The sequence below is a fragment of the Rothia sp. HMSC067H10 genome (assembly GCF_001810635.1).
GTDB lineage: Bacteria > Actinomycetota > Actinomycetes > Actinomycetales > Micrococcaceae > Rothia > Rothia dentocariosa.
In genome coordinates this window covers 100,758-117,175 of record NZ_KV802271.1, presented here as the reverse complement: position 1 = coordinate 117,175, position 16,418 = coordinate 100,758, and the positions used below count along the sequence as shown (strand labels likewise).

Annotated in this window: 16 protein-coding genes and 1 riboswitch; of the genes, 9 read left to right on the top strand and 7 right to left on the bottom strand. The window is 57.1% G+C overall.

Annotated elements, in window-relative coordinates; all coding sequences use genetic code 11:
- Positions 1-224 precede the first annotated feature (224 nt).
- Together HMPREF2756_RS00555 and HMPREF2756_RS00550 are read left to right on the top strand one after the other, a co-directional pair.
- On the top strand, positions 225-971 hold the full coding sequence (locus HMPREF2756_RS00555) for an SDR family NAD(P)-dependent oxidoreductase (protein WP_070617193.1): 747 nt from the start codon (positions 225-227) through the stop codon (positions 969-971).
- A 128-nt stretch (positions 972-1,099) separates the two neighbouring features.
- The gene (locus HMPREF2756_RS00550) at positions 1,100-1,528 is read left to right on the top strand and encodes a hypothetical protein (protein ID WP_070617191.1); all 429 of its coding nucleotides are present in this window, start codon (positions 1,100-1,102) and stop codon (positions 1,526-1,528) included.
- A gap of 136 nt (positions 1,529-1,664) precedes the next feature.
- Here HMPREF2756_RS00550 and HMPREF2756_RS00545 read toward each other — a convergent pair whose 3' ends face one another.
- The 5 genes from HMPREF2756_RS00545 to HMPREF2756_RS00525 all read right to left on the bottom strand — a co-directional run bounded on the left by HMPREF2756_RS00545 (position 1,665) and on the right by HMPREF2756_RS00525 (position 5,166).
- Entirely contained in the window at positions 1,665-2,135 is a 471-nt protein-coding gene (locus tag HMPREF2756_RS00545; RefSeq protein WP_070617189.1) for an SRPBCC domain-containing protein, read from the bottom strand.
- On the bottom strand, positions 2,132-2,452 hold the full coding sequence (locus HMPREF2756_RS00540) for an ArsR/SmtB family transcription factor (RefSeq protein WP_006888256.1): 321 nt from the start codon (positions 2,450-2,452) through the stop codon (positions 2,132-2,134). Before HMPREF2756_RS00540 ends, HMPREF2756_RS00545 begins: the two co-directional genes overlap by 4 nt.
- A gap of 141 nt (positions 2,453-2,593) precedes the next feature.
- On the bottom strand, positions 2,594-3,388 hold the full coding sequence (locus HMPREF2756_RS00535; RefSeq protein ID WP_070617187.1) for an ABC transporter: 795 nt from the start codon (positions 3,386-3,388) through the stop codon (positions 2,594-2,596).
- Between the two features lie 9 nt (positions 3,389-3,397).
- Complete coding sequence (locus HMPREF2756_RS00530; protein WP_070617185.1) at positions 3,398-4,168, bottom strand: hypothetical protein; 771 nt, start codon at positions 4,166-4,168, stop codon at positions 3,398-3,400.
- On the bottom strand, positions 4,165-5,166 hold the full coding sequence (locus HMPREF2756_RS00525) for an ABC transporter ATP-binding protein (RefSeq protein ID WP_070617183.1): 1,002 nt from the start codon (positions 5,164-5,166) through the stop codon (positions 4,165-4,167). The genes HMPREF2756_RS00530 and HMPREF2756_RS00525 overlap by 4 nt, the downstream gene beginning before the upstream one ends.
- A gap of 580 nt (positions 5,167-5,746) precedes the next feature.
- Positions 5,747-5,860, top strand: a riboswitch (SAM riboswitch).
- Between the two features lie 109 nt (positions 5,861-5,969).
- Between HMPREF2756_RS00525 and HMPREF2756_RS00520 the strand changes: the two genes are divergently transcribed.
- Together HMPREF2756_RS00520 and HMPREF2756_RS00515 are read left to right on the top strand one after the other, a co-directional pair.
- A complete protein-coding gene (locus HMPREF2756_RS00520) occupies positions 5,970-7,316 on the top strand; it encodes a bifunctional o-acetylhomoserine/o-acetylserine sulfhydrylase (RefSeq protein ID WP_070617181.1) in 1,347 nt (448 codons plus the stop codon).
- 95 nt (positions 7,317-7,411) lie between these two features.
- Complete coding sequence (locus HMPREF2756_RS00515) at positions 7,412-8,695, top strand: homoserine O-acetyltransferase MetX (protein ID WP_070617179.1); 1,284 nt, start codon at positions 7,412-7,414, stop codon at positions 8,693-8,695.
- A gap of 125 nt (positions 8,696-8,820) precedes the next feature.
- Here the strand turns inward: HMPREF2756_RS00515 and HMPREF2756_RS00510 are convergent, their stop codons facing one another.
- Positions 8,821-9,636: a MerR family transcriptional regulator gene (locus tag HMPREF2756_RS00510; RefSeq protein WP_070617177.1), complete on the bottom strand. Its 816-nt coding sequence runs from the start codon at positions 9,634-9,636 to the stop codon at positions 8,821-8,823.
- Positions 9,637-9,731: 95 nt separating this feature from the next.
- On the opposite strand from HMPREF2756_RS00510, the gene HMPREF2756_RS00505 reads away from it, so the two are divergent.
- Positions 9,732-10,496, top strand: coding sequence for an alpha/beta hydrolase (locus HMPREF2756_RS00505; RefSeq protein ID WP_070617175.1), 765 nt, complete (start codon positions 9,732-9,734; stop codon positions 10,494-10,496).
- Between the two features lie 98 nt (positions 10,497-10,594).
- On the opposite strand, the gene HMPREF2756_RS00500 is transcribed toward HMPREF2756_RS00505, so the two are convergent.
- Positions 10,595-10,837, bottom strand: a complete 243-nt coding sequence (locus tag HMPREF2756_RS00500) for an RNA-binding S4 domain-containing protein (protein WP_246825764.1) — start codon at positions 10,835-10,837, stop codon at positions 10,595-10,597.
- Positions 10,838-11,050: 213 nt separating this feature from the next.
- On the opposite strand from HMPREF2756_RS00500, the gene HMPREF2756_RS00495 reads away from it, so the two are divergent.
- The 4 genes from HMPREF2756_RS00495 to HMPREF2756_RS00480 all read left to right on the top strand — a co-directional run bounded on the left by HMPREF2756_RS00495 (position 11,051) and on the right by HMPREF2756_RS00480 (position 16,388).
- Positions 11,051-12,430, top strand: coding sequence for a glycine--tRNA ligase (locus HMPREF2756_RS00495; RefSeq protein ID WP_070617173.1), 1,380 nt, complete (start codon positions 11,051-11,053; stop codon positions 12,428-12,430).
- 199 nt (positions 12,431-12,629) lie between these two features.
- Positions 12,630-13,610 (top strand): GNAT family N-acetyltransferase, encoded by a 981-nt coding sequence (locus HMPREF2756_RS00490; RefSeq protein WP_210393479.1) that lies wholly within the window; start codon positions 12,630-12,632, stop codon positions 13,608-13,610.
- Between the two features lie 95 nt (positions 13,611-13,705).
- Positions 13,706-14,917 (top strand): tRNA dihydrouridine synthase DusB, encoded by a 1,212-nt coding sequence (gene dusB, locus HMPREF2756_RS00485; protein ID WP_246825769.1) that lies wholly within the window; start codon positions 13,706-13,708, stop codon positions 14,915-14,917.
- 109 nt (positions 14,918-15,026) lie between these two features.
- Positions 15,027-16,388, top strand: a complete 1,362-nt coding sequence (locus HMPREF2756_RS00480; protein WP_070617166.1) for a deoxyguanosinetriphosphate triphosphohydrolase — start codon at positions 15,027-15,029, stop codon at positions 16,386-16,388.
- Positions 16,389-16,418: the final 30 nt, after the last annotated feature.

Genomic DNA, 16,418 nt, shown 5'->3' with positions numbered 1-16,418 from the left:
GGGGGGGGGGTAAGTACTTCGTCAAAGAATGCCGGAACCAGCAGGCGAGCCCCACGGAGCCAATGCCTGCGCTGGACATAGAAATCTGCAGCGGTGTATCTGTCGACGCCATATCTAGGGATGTACGCAGTGCCCTTTGATAGACAGCTCAACTTCCATTTCACTATGCTTGAAAGATGATGTTGAGTTTTCAGCGTCTTTCACAGCTCATACAAGGAGGAAAAATGGCACAGATTGCTCTCGTCACCGGCGCAAGCCGCGGTATTGGTAAGGCGACCGCAGTTCGGCTGGTGAAGCTGGGGTATCACGTGATTGCGCAGCACCGTGCGGGAAACCCGGACTTTAGCGAGGTAGAGGCTGCCGCATCCGAGCGCGGGGTAAAAGTAACACCCGTACAGGCTGATTTCTCAGACCCGCAGTCCGTTTCTGCCCTCTTAACTTACGTGAAGGATGCGCTGGGTGGGGATACCCTCGACGTTGCGGTGCTCAACGCAGGTGTTGGTACGCAGGGAACCTTCCAGGAGCTCAATGGAGAGGCTCTGCGCAGTCTGCTGCAGATCAATACGGTTGCCCCCTACGAACTTGCTGCCGGGCTGGTGCCGCTTATGAGTGCACCGGGCGGGCGTTATGTTTTCACCGGGTCGGTGCTGACTCGTTACGCGTTCCCCGCAATGACGGGCTACGGCATGAGTAAGATTGCACTGGAGTACCTGGTGCGTAATATGGCCGTTGAGCTTGGACCTCAGGGGATTACAGTGAACCTTGTGGCGCCCGGCGTGGTCGATACCGATATTAATGCCGCATGGCTGCGCAATAATGCGGAGGCGGCCGAATTCGTGAAATCCGGGAATGCCATGAAGAAGGTTACCCAGCCTGAGGACGTAGCAGAAGTAATTGGTCTGCTCACTCAGAACTCATCGCAAACAATTACCGGGCAGATTATTGACGTCTCGATGGGCGATAAGCTCTAAATCCTGACGCCCGCGAGCAGGTAGGATTTGACCGCGCAGGTAGAAAAATCCTGCCTGCTCGGGACAAAAACCACCTGTTCGCGGCAAAACTTTATGGTGTGAGAGACACACATCTTGAGGAGTCACACATGTACGACTTTAAACGCGAGGGTTTTCCCGGTTTTCCTCTAGGGCAGAAGATTGAATTCTACGGGCAGAAACTCCCGGAGCCGAGGATGGTAGTTACCGATCTGCCGGGCACAGACAGGAGCACCCGTACACTTCATAGTCGTCTCGCTCTTGAAGGCTCAGAACATAGTAGTATCGCATGCCAACTTGGAGAAGACGACCTTGTTTCTCTGATTGAAATTTCATGGGCTGATGGCGATGAATTCTCTTTTGAGGGGCTGTCACTGGCTGGGCTTTCTGCCGAAGAACTCGTGGCTCAGCTGAGAGAACGGGGCATAGCGGCAGAGGTTGGTTCCGTGACGGTGGAACTGCCGGAATTTAATATTTCTTTCTTCTTTTTCGAGGATGTTCCCCGCACGATCTCCTGGCGGATGTCTGAGGCTTTCTAGCGTCCCTCAATACTTTTGCGTATCCAGCTGTGCGCGGTGTCTATACCCTCCCGAGCAGGTGGTTTTTGGCTGAGTGGATAGAATTTTCCTACCTGTTTGTACCCTAAACCACCTGCTCGCAGGGGGGCGCCGGGTTTTATTCGCCAGTTTCCAGAACTCGTTTGAGGCCCGCCAGCACAAACGACCAGCCCCGAGGCGAGCCCACATTCTGCGCCGTAACGGGAGAGTCTTCTAGGCGGTCGTGGGTGACCGTGAGTTTCGTGGCACCATCCGTCCACGGCTCAAGCTGCCAGGTAATGCGGCTTGCCGGTTCGTGTGCCGCATCGGGAAGATAAAGCGAGCGCCACTCTACGACGAGAAGTCGCGGTGGGTCAGATTCCAGAATCGCGCCGTCTCCCCAAACTTCCTTCCCATCTGGGGAAAGGTAGCGCAGGCGACCCGGCTCGTCCTCGGTGATTTCAACTCGTGAGCCAAAGAAATACTGGGAGGTGAATTCGGGCTGGGTGATCGCCTCCCACACGCGCTGCGGCGGGGTGTTTTGAATAATTACCGAGCTGATGATCCTCTGGGGACGTGGGGGAGTGTTTGGGTTATCGGCGGTGCTCATGATTCTTCCTCCTCTAAATTCTTCTGCAGGTCAAGAAGTGCTGAACTTTGGTGGGCGGTGTATTTATCGATCCAACGGTCGTGGATGCGGCGAATCGGCACAGCGTTGAGGTAGTGGAGCTTTTGGCGGCCTGAGCGCTGTGTGATCACAAGGTTTGCTTCTTCGAGGATGCGCAGATGCTTGGCCACTCCGAAGCGAGTCATTCCCAGACCTTCTTCAAGCTGTCCCTGGGTGAGGCCGCCGGTGGTGTAGAGCTTATCGAGCAGTTTTCTGCGGGTGGGGTCTGCGAGAGCTTTGAAAACTGCATCATCATCCATAACACGAGAATATGTGACTATATAGTCACATGTCAAGGGTGGGAGGTTATTTTGGGTACACACAAGCAGCAGATTTTTGGCCAAGAAGGTGAGAAAATCACCTTCCCGGCCAAAATCCGGCTCGCGGGAGATATAAGACTTTCAGAGCAGGTTCGTGCGTGCACCGGAGCGGATGCGTCGCGCAGCGGCATGCACTAGGACAAGCCTCGCAAGTGCCCAAAGTACGCAGACTAGCACCTCAGTCACAACTGTTGAATCCACCATTTCAGAAGAGCCGCTCACCAAAGCAATCGTTCGTCCGCCGGGAACCAACGTACACAATGCCGCCAGCCACGCCGGGTATGCATCTATCGGCACAATCACGCCCGCGCTGATAGGCAGAAGCGCTCCTAAGATAGTTCCTCCCAGATATGGGTCCGAGAGATACAGTCCCAGTCCAGCGGCGAAAACACCCAGACATACGCCCGCCATGAGAGCCAGGGGTAAGAGCGTCACAGAACGCACAAGCATGGACAGGCTGCCTTCAAGGGAACCACCGAAACCGGCATAGGCAGCTGCAACACCCAGGTTCGTGATGCCAGTGATCAGAGCCAAAAGCACGGGCATTGCAGAGACTCCCAGCCAATAAGCCGCATCAAACCGTCGAGCGGTGCACACCTGCTCGAACACTCCCAGCCAGCGGTCGGTCGCCGCGCGTGCCACAACACCGGCCGCCACTCCGAGTACCACGCTTGCCAGGGCAGAGGCACATGCAATCCGCACAGGATCAGGTGCGGAAAGATCGCGTCCTAGTAGAACGCTGAACAGCACGCTCATCCCCGGTACGACCACGAGGGTGCTGAGCGCCGTACCAACTGTGGCGAAGGTGATAGATGAAGACCATCCAACTTTGGCGGTACTGTTCAGACGATAGAGAAAGTTCGTTCGTTTAAACATCGCAGCCTCCTAGATTGCGCCCAAAGTGCCATGCACCGTTGCAGCGCGCAGTGCTCGCCTACCCAACAGATATGCCGCGAGCATCCAGAGGGCTGTGACCGCACTGGTTTGCACTATCACGCCCAGAAAGTCACCGAATGAGTTCATAGGCATCTGCCCAAGCAGAACCTTCACGGGTACCTGAATCGGAATCAGCGTGCCGAGCGCATCAAGCCATGCAGGCACGGAGCTCTCGGTAAAAAGAACCCCGGAAGCCACGAAAACCGGCACGAGCAGCAGCTCCTCATAGGCGATAGCGTTAGGGGTCGCCACAAAGAACCCTGCAATCACGAAGGTCACCGCCAGACACGAGATCCACAGCAGTGGAAGACCCACCAGATAGCGTGCACCCACCTGAGCAAAGTCCGTAAAATCTACCGAGAAGGTGCACAGCGCCCAGAAAGCCCAGGCCAATGGCAGGGCGGCAAGCCCAAAAATGGAGGCAGTTGAGACCACCGCTGCGAGCGCCCGCAGCGGGTTCACGGCACCATTGAGCAGATACACAAACGTTCCCCGATAGCGCTCAAAGTTGAGGATTCCGGCAGCAACAATGCACATGTTCCAGGTGCCGATAATGCCCGCGCGAGTCCAGGCGAGGGTCGCATCTACTGGCCAGGCACCGGCGGCGAGTGCTTGCAGGGCCGTTGCTCCAAAGGTGCTCAGCAGCAGTAACTGTAGGAAGTAGGGAACTGTGAGAAATTGGCGCAGGGAAAAGGACATTAGGCGAAGTTGCCGGTTCATCGTTTCAGTCCTTCCGCCATCGCCAGGTATGCCTCTTCAAGGGTGGCTGGGCGAGTATACAGCGGTGTGAGCATCTGAACCTCACGCTCGGCGAGAATACGGGCCAGGAGAGCCTCTGCGTGTCCGGTACTGAAGGGGTGCGGCTTTTCCGAAACAGAACGTTCATTCCAGTACACGGTGATCTCCCACTCGCTGCCGCGCGGGGTCAGCAACAGTGTTCCCGCATCGCCCAAAGACCGGGCAAGTCCTTGAAGTACCGCCCCGGCATTCGCACACACACGCCCCACGGTGGTAGCGGAGATCCCGGCGTGCGCGGTAATATCCGCCACTGTGCCCGAAACCGCCATGCGACCGGCACCGATGACCGTGACCCGATGCGCTAACTCCTCAATCTCGCCCAGCAGATGGCTCGTGAGTAAAATGGCGGTGCCGTCATCAGCGAGGGAACGAATCAACTGGCGAATTGTCAGCGAAATATCTGGGTCAAGCCCATTCGTCGGCTCATCCAAAAGCAGCAGTTTCGGCTCGCCCAGCAGTGCCCGTGCGATGTGCAGACGTTGTTTCATACCGCGGGAAAACTCTTGTACCTTCTTCGCGGCGACATCTGCAAGATCGACCCGTTCCAAAGCGCTCGCCACCTGGGTACGGCGTTTGCGCGCGCTAACTCCGGCAAGGTCGGCAAAGAAGAGAAGATTATCGCGGGCGGATGCTCGCGGATAGAACCCGGTATCCCCGCCGAGTACAAGTCCCAGGGACGCGCGCGCACGCTGGGGGTGCGCAAGCGCATCCACCCCGTCGATGCGAACGGTACCGCTTGTGGGAGTCAACAGTGTTGCGCACATCTGTACAATTGTTGTTTTCCCAGCTCCGTTGGGACCGAGCAGAGCATGGATTTCGCCGGAGCTTATACTGAGCGAAACATTATCGACAGCGGTGAAAGCGCGTTCACCCTTGCCAAAGGTGCGGCATAGCTGTGCCGCGTCAAGGATTGTAGACATTGTGATAAAACCTTGCGGTGCTTAGTCACCCGAAGCCTCTTGAGCATGGTGTTCGCACGCCCGCAATACGTGGGACGGGTGAGATGAATAGTCGTGAGAGAGGCACTTCTTAGTGCCTGAATAATCCCAAGTCACCGACTGCAGATGCGGAAGGTATAACAATAAAACCCTCAGAACTTTGGTGTCCCAAGCGCTCACTATGCGCTTCTGAAATGTATCGAACCAAAGCAGGGTTATTTCTAAAATTTTTAGAGCCCACCATCGGGGCGGGCATTCCGCGAGCCGGTGCGACTTTAGCGGGAGGTCATACCTCATCACTCCTAGATTCAAGGTTTCAATCAGTGTAGCATGGCTCACGATTGCCTACACTGATGGTAATTTAGCGACGGCTAACGGCAGATCACATGGCTTTAGCGGTTCGGGTACAACATAGGCACGGTCACAAGCGCATAAGTATTGGTGTTTCTCCCAAACAATAGGCTGTCGCGAAAACAGTTCATAAAACGTCATCTTTGCAACAATGCGCCGAAAACACGCATCCCGCTTGACCATGTGCGCTTCCTATGAAACTCTAGATGCAGGTCATGAGAGCCAGTGATAAGCCCCAGCTAGCTGGCCGGCAACCCTCCTCCGCGGTGGGGTGCCCTGGGTGAGGACCAGGCGTTGAACACAAAGTACAACGCAAGCGCGGGACCGATGTGCCCGATTCTGGTACATCGTTTTTTCGTTTGCAGAGAAGAAAACCCAAGAACTCTGTACCGAAATCGGCATGCGGCCCCCTGAACTATCACAAGGAGCTTCGCATGAGCAACACTACAGTCCCGACTCCCGCCAACCCCGCCGGTTGGAAATTTGAAACCCGCCAGATTCACGCGGGGCAGGCACCGGATGCTGCAACGGGAGCTCGGGCGTTACCTATCTACCAGACCACCTCGTTCGTTTTCGAGAACGCAGAACAGGCCGCTAACCGTTTTGCTCTAGCTGAGCTTGGGCCTATCTATACCCGTCTGAACAACCCCACCCAAGAGGTTATCGAAAACCGCATCGCATCCCTCGAAGGGGGAGTAGGGGCGCTTTTGCTGGCCTCAGGCCAAGCGGCTATTACCTATGCGATTCTCAACATTGCGGGTGCGGGCGACCATATCGTGGCTTCCCCATCGATTTATGGGGGAACCTACAACCTACTTAAATACACGCTTGCCGACCTCGGCGTTGAAACTACGTTTGTTGAAAACCCGGACGACCTGCAGCAATGGCGCGATGCGGTTCGCCCCAACACGAAACTCTTCTACGGAGAAACCGTACCTAACCCCCGGAACGATGTGCTCGACATCGAGCCTATCGCCCAGATCGCCCACGACAATGGTGTTCCCCTAATCGTCGATAACACTGTTTCCACCCCATATTTGGTGCGCCCCATCGAATTTGGTGCGGATGTGGTAATCCATTCCGCCACAAAATATCTAGGTGGGCACGGCACCTCAATCGGCGGCGTTATCGTGGACTCCGGCAATTTCGACTATGGTGCCGACCCCGAAAAATTCCCCAAGTTCAACGAACCTGCCCCCGGTTACCACGGTCTAGTTTATGCCCGTGACTTGGGCAAAGACTCCGCTTTTGGTGCGAACCTTTCCTATATTCTCAAGGCGCGAGTTTCGCTTCTGCGCGACACCGGGGCGGCGATCTCTCCAACCAACGCCTTCAACATTGGTATCGGTCTGGAGACTCTTTCCCTGCGCATCGAACGCCATATCGAGAACGCGACCAAGGTCGCAAACTGGTTGGAGGAGCATCCGCTGGTCGATCAGGTGATCTGGGCCGGTCTGCCTTCCTCGCCCTGGTACGAGCGAGCCCAGAAGTACCTGCCGAAGGGGCCGGGCGCCGTCGTGGGATTCACTCTCAAAGACGCCGACCTGGAACAGACTCGCACCTTTGTGGATGCTCTGCAGCTGCATTCCAATGTGGCGAATATCGGCGATGTACGCTCGCTCGTGATTCATCCCGCATCCACCACTCACTCGCAGCTTTCTGAAGAAGAGCTAGAGGCAATCGGTGTGAGCAAAAACTTCGTGCGCCTCTCTGTAGGTATCGAAAATATTGACGATATTATTGCAGATCTTGAACTGGGCTTTGCGACTCTGAACGCCTAACCTGCACCGCCGCGACCGGGCTGCACAGTAAGTGTCCGGTCGCGGTATTGGTTTCTCGCCTGCCATTACCAACTACCGGTTACCCAGGAGAAAACATGACGGAAAATACCGTACACGCCACCTATCTGTCGCAGCTGCAGTATCCCAGCGCTCAGGGGTACCTGCGGCAGATGGCGATCGGTGATTTCACCCTCGAAAACGGTACCGTGCTTCCACAGGTGAACATTAGCTACGAGACGTGGGGGACTCTTAACGAAGCTGGGGACAACGCGATTCTTATTCTGCACGCCCTCACCGGCGACACCCATGTTTCGCGCGGGATTCCCACATCGGATATGCCTGCACCCAGTATTCGCGCAGTCGAAAGTGATGGTTGGTGGGAAGGTATTGTGGGGCCGGGCGCGGTGGTCGATACCACCAAATATTTTGTGATCGCCCCCAATATCTTGGGGGGATGCTACGGCTCGACCGGTCCGGCAAGTATCGTACCCGAGGGGTACCCGGGTGCCGGAAAACCCTGGGGGTCACGCTTTCCTCACGTCACTATTCGCGACTCGGTACGAGCCGAAGCCGAACTTATCGCCCGGTTGGGGATTAAGAGTTTTCACCATGTCATCGGCGGATCGCTCGGCGGGGCACGCGCTATCGAATGGGCGGCAACCTTCCCCGAGATGGTACGCGGATGCGCGGTCATCGCCGCCGGCCCCGCCGCCACTGCCGAACAGATTTCCTGGGCGCACACCCAGAACCTTGCCATCCGTGCTGATGCCAATTTTGCTTCCGGCGACTATTACGGGGGAGCGGCACCCACAGCCGGGCTCGCGCTGGCGCGGCGCATAGCCCACACCACCTACCGCAGCCCAGCCGAGTTGGAGCATCGCTTTGGGCGGCAGGCAAACCGCGGCGAATCCACCGACGGCGGGTCCATTGGTGAGAACCGCGGACGATATGCGGTCGAAAGCTACCTGGACCACCATGGCGATAAGCTCGTTGAGCGTTTTGACGCCAATAGCTACCTTGCCGTGAACGAGGCGCTAATTTCGCACGATGTTGCACGCGGGCGCGGTAGTCTCTCGCATGCGCTTGCGCTCAGCGATTGTAAGTGGACTATCGCCGCCGTAAGCACCGATCGCCTGTTTTTTCCGCACGAATCGTACCGTCTGGCGGAGGCGCTGCCAGTTCCCGTAAAGGTCGATATTATCGAATCTGACCACGGTCATGACGGTTTCTTAGTCGAATCCCGCCAGTTGGAGGCGATTCTCGCTAAGGCTCTCGGAGTCCCGGTTCCCGAGCGAGAGCGTGCTGTCGATGAAGAAAAATCTCTTCATGATATATCCGCTCTTTTCGGTTCGCCTCTTGAAACACAAAAACAGAGCTAGTTTTCGTTTTTGATACATCTGAACACAGAAACCGCACATAAAAGCCTTGTGAAGACTATATTTCGGCGTGAAATAAGTCCCCACAAGGCTTTGTGTACGGTACCAATATTTGTGAATGGACGAGGTTAGCACCAGGTCACATTCTCGGGGTCAAGGCCGTGGGCGCGGGCATTCTCGTAGATGATGTCCCGCAGCCAGACAGCCAGTCCCGCAGCGAGCTTCTCGTAGTGCTCGTTGAAACGGGCGTCCTCAACATAACCGCGTGCCAGAATTACGTGTTTGGCGGGGGTTACCTCGAAGAAGAAAAGTGAGGCGCGGTGCCGCTCGGCAAGCGCATTCGCTTCCTCACTGCCCGGCTGCACGCCACGAGTGAAAGCCTCGACGAGGGCTTGCTCAACCGTGTCAAGCTCCTGCTTGCCCTTCACCCAGTCGGTGCGGCTCATGGCCGCAGTACGGCGTTGGTATTCAGCCCAATCGTCGGTGTGCCCGTAACGCTCCTGCGCTTCTTGCTCACGTGCGGGGCTGAACCCGTCTCCCATAATTTCTGCTTTTTCTGCAGCGGTGAGCTGTTCGTTCTTAGGAGCCATTGCATCCTCCAAAAGTTGATCTAGTGTTGTTAGCATGCGCTCATAGGCGGCCATTTTGCGCTGGAGCATATCTCGCTGGGCGAGTAGATGCTCGGTGCTGTTCGCTTCGTCCTGCAGTACGCTGCGAATGGCTTCAAGGCTCATGCCAATGGCGCGATACCCCATAATGACGGTGATGCGCTCAAGATCGGCATCACTGTAGTAGCGGTATCCGTTGAGCTCATCGTGCGCGGGGCTGATCAGACCCCGCTGTTCCCAGTGGTGAAGCGTGCGCACGGTCAGCCCGTGCAGGGATGCAGCCTCTCCTACGGTGTACTCGTGCTGCCCGCCATCTGGTGTAGTGTTCGCGTCCATGTTTTTACTGTAGATCCTGACGTTGGGTGAGGGTCAAGCCTTGAGCGGAAATCTATTTCGGTTGTTTATGGCAGGCTCCTCGGTAAGATGAAGATATGAGTGAAAATACGTACATTGTCGAATATTCCCGGCCCGAGAATGAACGCGCCGGAACCCACCTGGTGCTTCTGCTGCACGGGTACGGTTCGCATGAGAAAGACCTGCTGTCACTGGCTGAACATCTGCCGCAGGAGGATATCACTTATGCGGGAATGCGCGCCCCGCAGCCGGTAGGCACCCAGTTTTCGGCGGACGCAACCGGTGCCCACATTCCCGCCGAGGCCATAGGTTACCAGTGGTATCCGCTGGATCAGCAGCTCAACGCGGATGTGCGGACCATAGAACAGGCCAGCGACTACGTCCTGGAGTGGGTCGAGCAGCACGAATCACACTATGCTTCAGTCGCGCTGGTGGGGTTCTCGCAAGGCATGGCGGTGGCGACTTCTATGGTGCGGCATCGCCCAGGAAAATTTGCTGCACTGGTGGGACTCTCCGGATACGCGGTCGAATCGGACTCTCCTTATTTCAAGGACGACGAGCTCAAAGCCACCGAGTTGCCCGTTTTCTTCGGCAGGGACCAGGAAGACCCTATTATTCCGCAGCCCTTTGTGGATTACACCTACGAGTGGATTCGCGCATATACCGATGGCATCAAAGTTCTGTATGCGGGTGCCGGGCACGGGGTAAGCGCCCTAGAAATTCGCCATGTGGGCGAGTTTATCGACGTGAAGGTGCTGGGAAACGCGCCGCGCATCCGCGCCGAGAAGGTTGCGGATGCCGCAGGTAACGCTGGGGCGTCAGAGCAAGAGCTTGCCGACTAAAAGGACCTGAATAACGCATCTTGGGTTGTATAACGCACCACCGAAAGGTGCGTTATACAACCCAAGATGCGTTTGTGGGAGGGGGAAGGATAGAAAACCTAGTCCTGAGCCACCTGCGCACTTACCCCGTTGAAGCTCACCGTATCGCCCGGATGCAGCTGTTTGCCCCGCGCCTCCTCAATCTGCCCATTGACTTTTACCAGCCCATGCTGGATTACTTCGCGTGCCTGTGCACCGTCTTCGACCAGATTAGCCAGCTTCAAAAACTGTCCCAGACGAATCATTTCGTCACGAATATAGATTTTCTCCATGTCACCAGTGTATCGGCGGGAGGATGCCATGTGCGGCAGTCATACTAACCCGCCACGTGTTCCTCATCTACACGCTCTAACTAAACACTGTCTACCGTTGCCCAGAAACTACACGGCAAGACGGGTACGCAATGATACCCTAGTATCTTGTACTTGTGACCGTATATCCCGGCGCTTACCGCGCGCGGAAGAACACTGAACTCACGCACGCCACAGCCGGTGGCGGGGCATAAAGGAGTAAACATGGCAGAAAAGTCCACTCTCGATAACGTTATTGCGCTCGCTAAGCGCCGCGGCTTCGTCTTCCAGGCGGGTGAAATCTACGGTGGTTCGCGTTCCGCATGGGATTACGGTCCCCTGGGCGTGGAGCTCAAAGAGAATATTCGTCAGCAGTGGTGGCAGCGTTTCGTGCGTTCACGCGCGGATATGGTCGGGCTGGACTCTTCGGTAATTCTGCCTCGCCCGGTGTGGGAAGCATCCGGGCACGTGGCAACCTTTATGGACCCGCTGGTGGAATGCCTCTCGTGCCACAGGCGTCAGCGCCAAGATCACCTGATTGAGGCTTTCGAAGCTAAAAAGGGGCGTGCACCCGAAAATATGGGTGAGGTTGTCTGCCCGAACTGCGGCACCCGCGGCGAATGGACCGAACCGCAGAACTTCTCGGGCCTGTTGAAAACCTACCTGGGTCCTGTCGATAACGAGGAAGGGCTGCACTTTCTGCGCCCCGAAACTGCGCAGGGTATCTTCGTAAACTTCAACAATGTGGTGACGGCGGCCCGTAAACGTCCGCCCTTCGGTATCGGGCAGATCGGTAAGGCGTTCCGTAACGAGATCACCCCCGGCAACTTCATCTTCCGCACCCGCGAATTCGAGCAGATGGAGATCGAATATTTCGTTCACCCCGACGAAGCAGATAAACACTTTGACGCATGGGTTGAAGACTGCTGGAACTGGTTTGTTGACTTGGGTATTAACCCCGAGAACATGCGCCGGTTCGATGTTCCTGAGGACGAACGCGCGCACTACTCGGCGGGCACCATCGATATTGAGTACCGTTTTGGTTTCCAAGGCGGCGAATGGGGCGAGCTCATGGGTGTGGCAAACCGCACCGACTACGACCTGGGCGTGCACAATGAGCACTCGAACGCGAAGCTCGAATACTTCGACCAGGGCAGCGGCGAGCGTTACGTACCCTATGTCATTGAGCCTTCCTTTGGCCTGACACGCTCCATGATGGCTTTCCTGGTGGATGCCTACGTGGAGGATGAAGCCCCGAACACTAAGGGCGGCGTCGATAAGCGCGTGGTTCTTAAACTCGATCCGCGCCTGGCACCGGTCAAAGCCGCCGTGCTGCCGCTGTCGAAGAAGCCCGAGCTTTCTGAGCCCGCGCATCGACTGGCGGATGAGCTGCGCGGACTTTGGAATATTGACTACGATGAGGCCGGTGCCATTGGTCGCCGTTACCGCCGTCAGGATGAGATTGGAACCCCGTTCTGCATCACCGTAGACTTCGATACTTTGGAAGATCAGGCGGTGACCATCCGTGAACGCGACACCATGAATCAAGAGCGCGTAGCCTTGGATCAGGTGAAGCCATACCTGGCGGCACGCCTGGCGATCTAGAAAATCAGAGGCGCACACGCGCATAGTTTGTTCGGGCGGGGCTCTTCACGAGTGGAGAGCCCCGCCCGAATGCTGTGCCGCGCATCCTAGTATTTCGCCGTGGGTGTGTGCCTTGGTGCAGCGCCCACCCGATCCGTACAATAGTGAGAACCCTATCCTCGCGGTAAAACCCGCGCATTCTGCGGAAGAAAGGCACCCCATGAACAACTACGAATTTCGTCCATGGCAGGAAGGCGACGACCTGGAGCTTCTGCAGGTGTGGGGAGATCCGCGCAGCGAGCAGGAGGCGCTGCAGCGCGCATCGTTCGGAGAGGCCTCGGATGCTCCTTTTAGTCGAACCCTCGTAGTCACCGATGCGGGCGTGCCAATCGCCGCCGGCGTCGTGACCGCATCGCTGCTGCACCCCCAGCGGCTGTGGGCGTATATCGAAGTGGCCGAAGGGCACCGCCGCGCCGGGTTAGGTACCGAGCTTTTAGACCGGCTGCGTGAGATCGCCGCCGAAAACGGGCAGGTTCCGAACGTCCGCGTGAAGCTGGCACCATTTAGCACCGGCGAGGAATTTGCCCAGGCAAAGGGCATGAAAATGATTCAGCGCTCGCGTCTGGTTCATATTGATGCGGGCGCGATTCCGCCAGTGCCCCTGCGTGAGGACGAGAACGGCAAACCCACTCAGGCGATTGAGGATTTGGCGACTGGCTCGGTTGAACTGACCTCGAAACTTTGGGAGTTCTACCGCGATTCGCATGATTGGGATGCTCCCGCCGAGGTCGGGTTAGGGACCGTAAACCGGTATTTCCTCTCAGATGAGGCACGCGCCTTCGGGGCATTGGTACTGCGCGATAACATTCAGCAGGCTGAGAAAGAGGGGAAGAAAGGCGAAATCATTGCCTTTGCGGTGAGTTATCACCCCTTTGAGACTGACCCTGCCGCCGCGCTGGTCGATGAGAATACCGCAACTGAGATTTTGCTCGGATATGACATGCAGAACGAAGGCGCGGTCGAGGCTATTATGCAGCTTCTTTCGCTATTGACGGCGCAGTACCCGGTGTTGGTTGAGGTAGACGACTCGATGACCGCTCTCGTAGAGGTAACCGATGCTCTTCTGCGTGCCGGAACCGCGAGCGTGGAAGGCGACCCAACCTATATTTACGCAAGCGATTATCCGGGTTCCGCTTCCTAAAGATTAGGGCACCGACTATGCCTCAGGAAGACCACACTATGAGAGCACGATAGTCGTATGGCACCCTGTCCGGTGCGCCTGTCGTGAACCGGGGTATGCGCATCCGGTGCCGATTTGCGTGTGTATGCCACAATATAGAGGTGAATTCTGAAGCCTCCCACCTGAAATTACCGCCGCTGAAACTCGGTAAACTGACCGTTGAAACGCCCGTGGTGCTCGCCCCGATGGCGGGTGTGACGAATAAGGCGTTCCGTCGTCTGTGCCGCGAGTACGGTGGTGGATTATATGTGACCGAGATGGTGACGGCGCGCGCCCTCGTGGAACGCAAACCCGAGTCGATGCGCATTATCGAACACGACGCGGACGAGCAGATCCGCTCCATCCAGATCTACGGGGTAGACGCGGTTAACGTGGGTAAGGCTATTCGGCTGGTCGTAGAGGAAGACCGTGCGGATCATATCGACCTGAACTTTGGGTGCCCGGCGCCGAAAGTCACAAAACGCGGCGGCGGCGCGGCGCTTCCGTGGAAAACCGATCTCTTTACCGCGATCGTAAACACTGCCGTCACGGAGGCTTCGCGTAACGATATTCCCCTGACCATCAAGATGCGTAAAGGCATTGATGATGACCACATCACGTTCCTTGAATCCGCTAAGATCGCCCGGGATGCGGGTGTCGCCGCCATAGCCCTGCACGGGCGTACCGCTGCCCAACACTATTCGGGAACAGCGGACTGGGACTCCATCGCGCAGCTTCGCGAGGCGATTCCGGACGTGCCCATCTTAGGTAACGGCGATATTTTCGCCGCCGAAGATGCCGTGCGCATGGTCGAGCAGACCGGTGTGGACGGCGTGGTGATTGGGCGCGGCTGCCAAGGGCGCCCGTGGCTTTTTGGCGATCTGCAGAACGCTTTTGAGGGTAGTACCGAGCGTATCCGACCTACTCTGAGTGAGGTTGCTGCGATGATTTACCGGCATGCCGAGCTGCTTGTTGAGACCTTTGCGGATGAGTACAAGGGACTGCGTGAGATCCGTAAACATGTTGCCTGGTATTTCAAGGGTTACCCGGTGGGCGGTGAGCTGCGTGCCAAGATGGCGACCGTACCTGATTTAGAGACTTTCCGTGAACTGCTGGGGCAGCTTGATCACAGTATTGGGTATCCGGGGGCTGCGGTTGAAGGTTCCCGCGGCCGGGCTGGGAGTCCGAAGAAGCCTCATTTGCCTGATGGGTGGCTTAACTCCCGTATTTTGGGGGACGCTGAGCGGCTTGGACTCGTGGAGGCGGAACTCGATATCTCGGGCGGATAATCGGTCGGAGTTTATCGTAGTCTGATAAAAACATTGCGTCTGGGCAAAATAGTGCTTATATAGGTAGTAGAAAGACACCAACCGCACCGGAAGCAGGAACGGAGGAGTGATGACTCGCCTTGCCGAGGAGGGACAGGAACGCTGGGAATGGAACCTGCCCGCAGGGTACACCCCCGACGACTCAGAACGCTGGGTGCCCGAAATACATCCCTTCCAGGACCGCACCCCCTTTGAACGCGATCGTGCCCGTGTGCTTCATTCCTCCGCGCTGCGGCGGCTAGGCGCTAAAACCCAGGTCATGAACCCGGATACGGACGATTTCGTGCGTACCCGGCTCACACACTCCCTTGAAGTCGCCCAGGTCGGGCGCGAAGTGGGCCGGATGCTCGGCTGCGACCCAGACGTAGTTGATACTGCCTGCCTCTCTCATGACCTGGGGCATCCGCCCTTTGGACATAACGGCGAACGTGCCCTAAACAAGATCGCCGCCCATATGGGCGGGTTCGAGGGCAACGCCCAAACCCTGAGGCTGCTCAGCCGCCTTGAACCGAAAGTGATCGCCGAACATGACGTATCTGCGGGTCTGAACCTGACCCGAGCATCCCTGGACGCCACCTGCAAATATCCGTGGACACGCACAGACGCACCACGCCGCGCAGACGGCACCCAAACCCACAAATTCGGTGTTTACGAGGATGACCTGCCGGTCTTCGAATGGTTCCGTGAGGGCGCACACGACGCCGGGGTAGAGTCCCAGCGCAAATGCCTGGAAGCGCAGGTTATGGACCTAGCCGACGACATCTCCTACTCGGTGCACGACGTTGAAGATGCGGTCTTCGGCGGGCATGTGCAGTTAGAACAGCTGCGCGAAGCAAAGCACCGGCAGGCCGTCTTTGACATGACCCGCCAATGGTATCTTCCAGATGCCACCGACGAACAGCTGGACTCAGCGCTTTGCCGCCTAGAGACCCTGAACCGGTGGGTTCCGTGCATGACCGGTTCGCGAGCTTCCCTGGCACAATTCAAGGGGCTCACCAGTAAACTTATCGGTCGCTTCGCCTGGAGCGCCGTGGAGGCGACCCGCGAACGTTATGGGCGAAACACCCCGCTAACCCGCTATAGCGCCGAACTGATCGTACCGGAGGATACCCGAGACGAAATCGCCGTCATGAAGGGGATCGCAACCGCATTCGTTATGACGGTTCGTGACGCCCAACCCCACTACGAACACCAGCACGAAATACTGGGCATCCTCGTCGAAGCGCTCTACGAAGATTCCCAGCGCGCAAACCCGCAATACATCGACAGCATCTTCAGAACGGACTACGCGCAGCTGGGGGTTCATGACGACGACGCACGCCTGCGCCTCGTCATTGATCAAGTGGCATCCCTAACCGACAGGTCGGCGGTTGCGCTTTACACCCGCATCAACGGAACCCCCTGGATGCTGGGAGAGAAGCCCTTGTGGTAGCCGCAGCCTTCCACGCGGCAAAGACAAGAC

Excerpts from the sequence above, each read along its gene's own strand:
- HMPREF2756_RS00500 (WP_246825764.1), bottom strand. The coding sequence starts at position 10,837 with ATGGCATCCTCCCGCCGATACACTGGTGACATGGAGAAAATCTATATT.
- HMPREF2756_RS00525 (WP_070617183.1), bottom strand. The coding sequence starts at position 5,166 with ATGTCTACAATCCTTGACGCGGCACAGCTATGCCGCACCTTTGGCAAG.
- dusB (WP_246825769.1), top strand. The coding sequence starts at position 13,706 with ATGCGCATCCGGTGCCGATTTGCGTGTGTATGCCACAATATAGAGGTG.
- HMPREF2756_RS00555 (WP_070617193.1), top strand. The coding sequence starts at position 225 with ATGGCACAGATTGCTCTCGTCACCGGCGCAAGCCGCGGTATTGGTAAG.
- HMPREF2756_RS00515 (WP_070617179.1), top strand. The coding sequence starts at position 7,412 with ATGACGGAAAATACCGTACACGCCACCTATCTGTCGCAGCTGCAGTAT.
- HMPREF2756_RS00490 (WP_210393479.1), top strand. The coding sequence starts at position 12,630 with ATGAACAACTACGAATTTCGTCCATGGCAGGAAGGCGACGACCTGGAG.
- HMPREF2756_RS00495 (WP_070617173.1), top strand. The coding sequence starts at position 11,051 with ATGGCAGAAAAGTCCACTCTCGATAACGTTATTGCGCTCGCTAAGCGC.
- HMPREF2756_RS00520 (WP_070617181.1), top strand. The coding sequence starts at position 5,970 with ATGAGCAACACTACAGTCCCGACTCCCGCCAACCCCGCCGGTTGGAAA.
- HMPREF2756_RS00480 (WP_070617166.1), top strand. The coding sequence starts at position 15,027 with ATGACTCGCCTTGCCGAGGAGGGACAGGAACGCTGGGAATGGAACCTG.
- HMPREF2756_RS00535 (WP_070617187.1), bottom strand. The coding sequence starts at position 3,388 with ATGTTTAAACGAACGAACTTTCTCTATCGTCTGAACAGTACCGCCAAA.
- HMPREF2756_RS00540 (WP_006888256.1), bottom strand. The coding sequence starts at position 2,452 with ATGGATGATGATGCAGTTTTCAAAGCTCTCGCAGACCCCACCCGCAGA.
- HMPREF2756_RS00545 (WP_070617189.1), bottom strand. The coding sequence starts at position 2,135 with ATGAGCACCGCCGATAACCCAAACACTCCCCCACGTCCCCAGAGGATC.
- HMPREF2756_RS00550 (WP_070617191.1), top strand. The coding sequence starts at position 1,100 with ATGTACGACTTTAAACGCGAGGGTTTTCCCGGTTTTCCTCTAGGGCAG.
- HMPREF2756_RS00530 (WP_070617185.1), bottom strand. The coding sequence starts at position 4,168 with ATGAACCGGCAACTTCGCCTAATGTCCTTTTCCCTGCGCCAATTTCTC.
- HMPREF2756_RS00510 (WP_070617177.1), bottom strand. The coding sequence starts at position 9,636 with ATGGACGCGAACACTACACCAGATGGCGGGCAGCACGAGTACACCGTA.
- HMPREF2756_RS00505 (WP_070617175.1), top strand. The coding sequence starts at position 9,732 with ATGAGTGAAAATACGTACATTGTCGAATATTCCCGGCCCGAGAATGAA.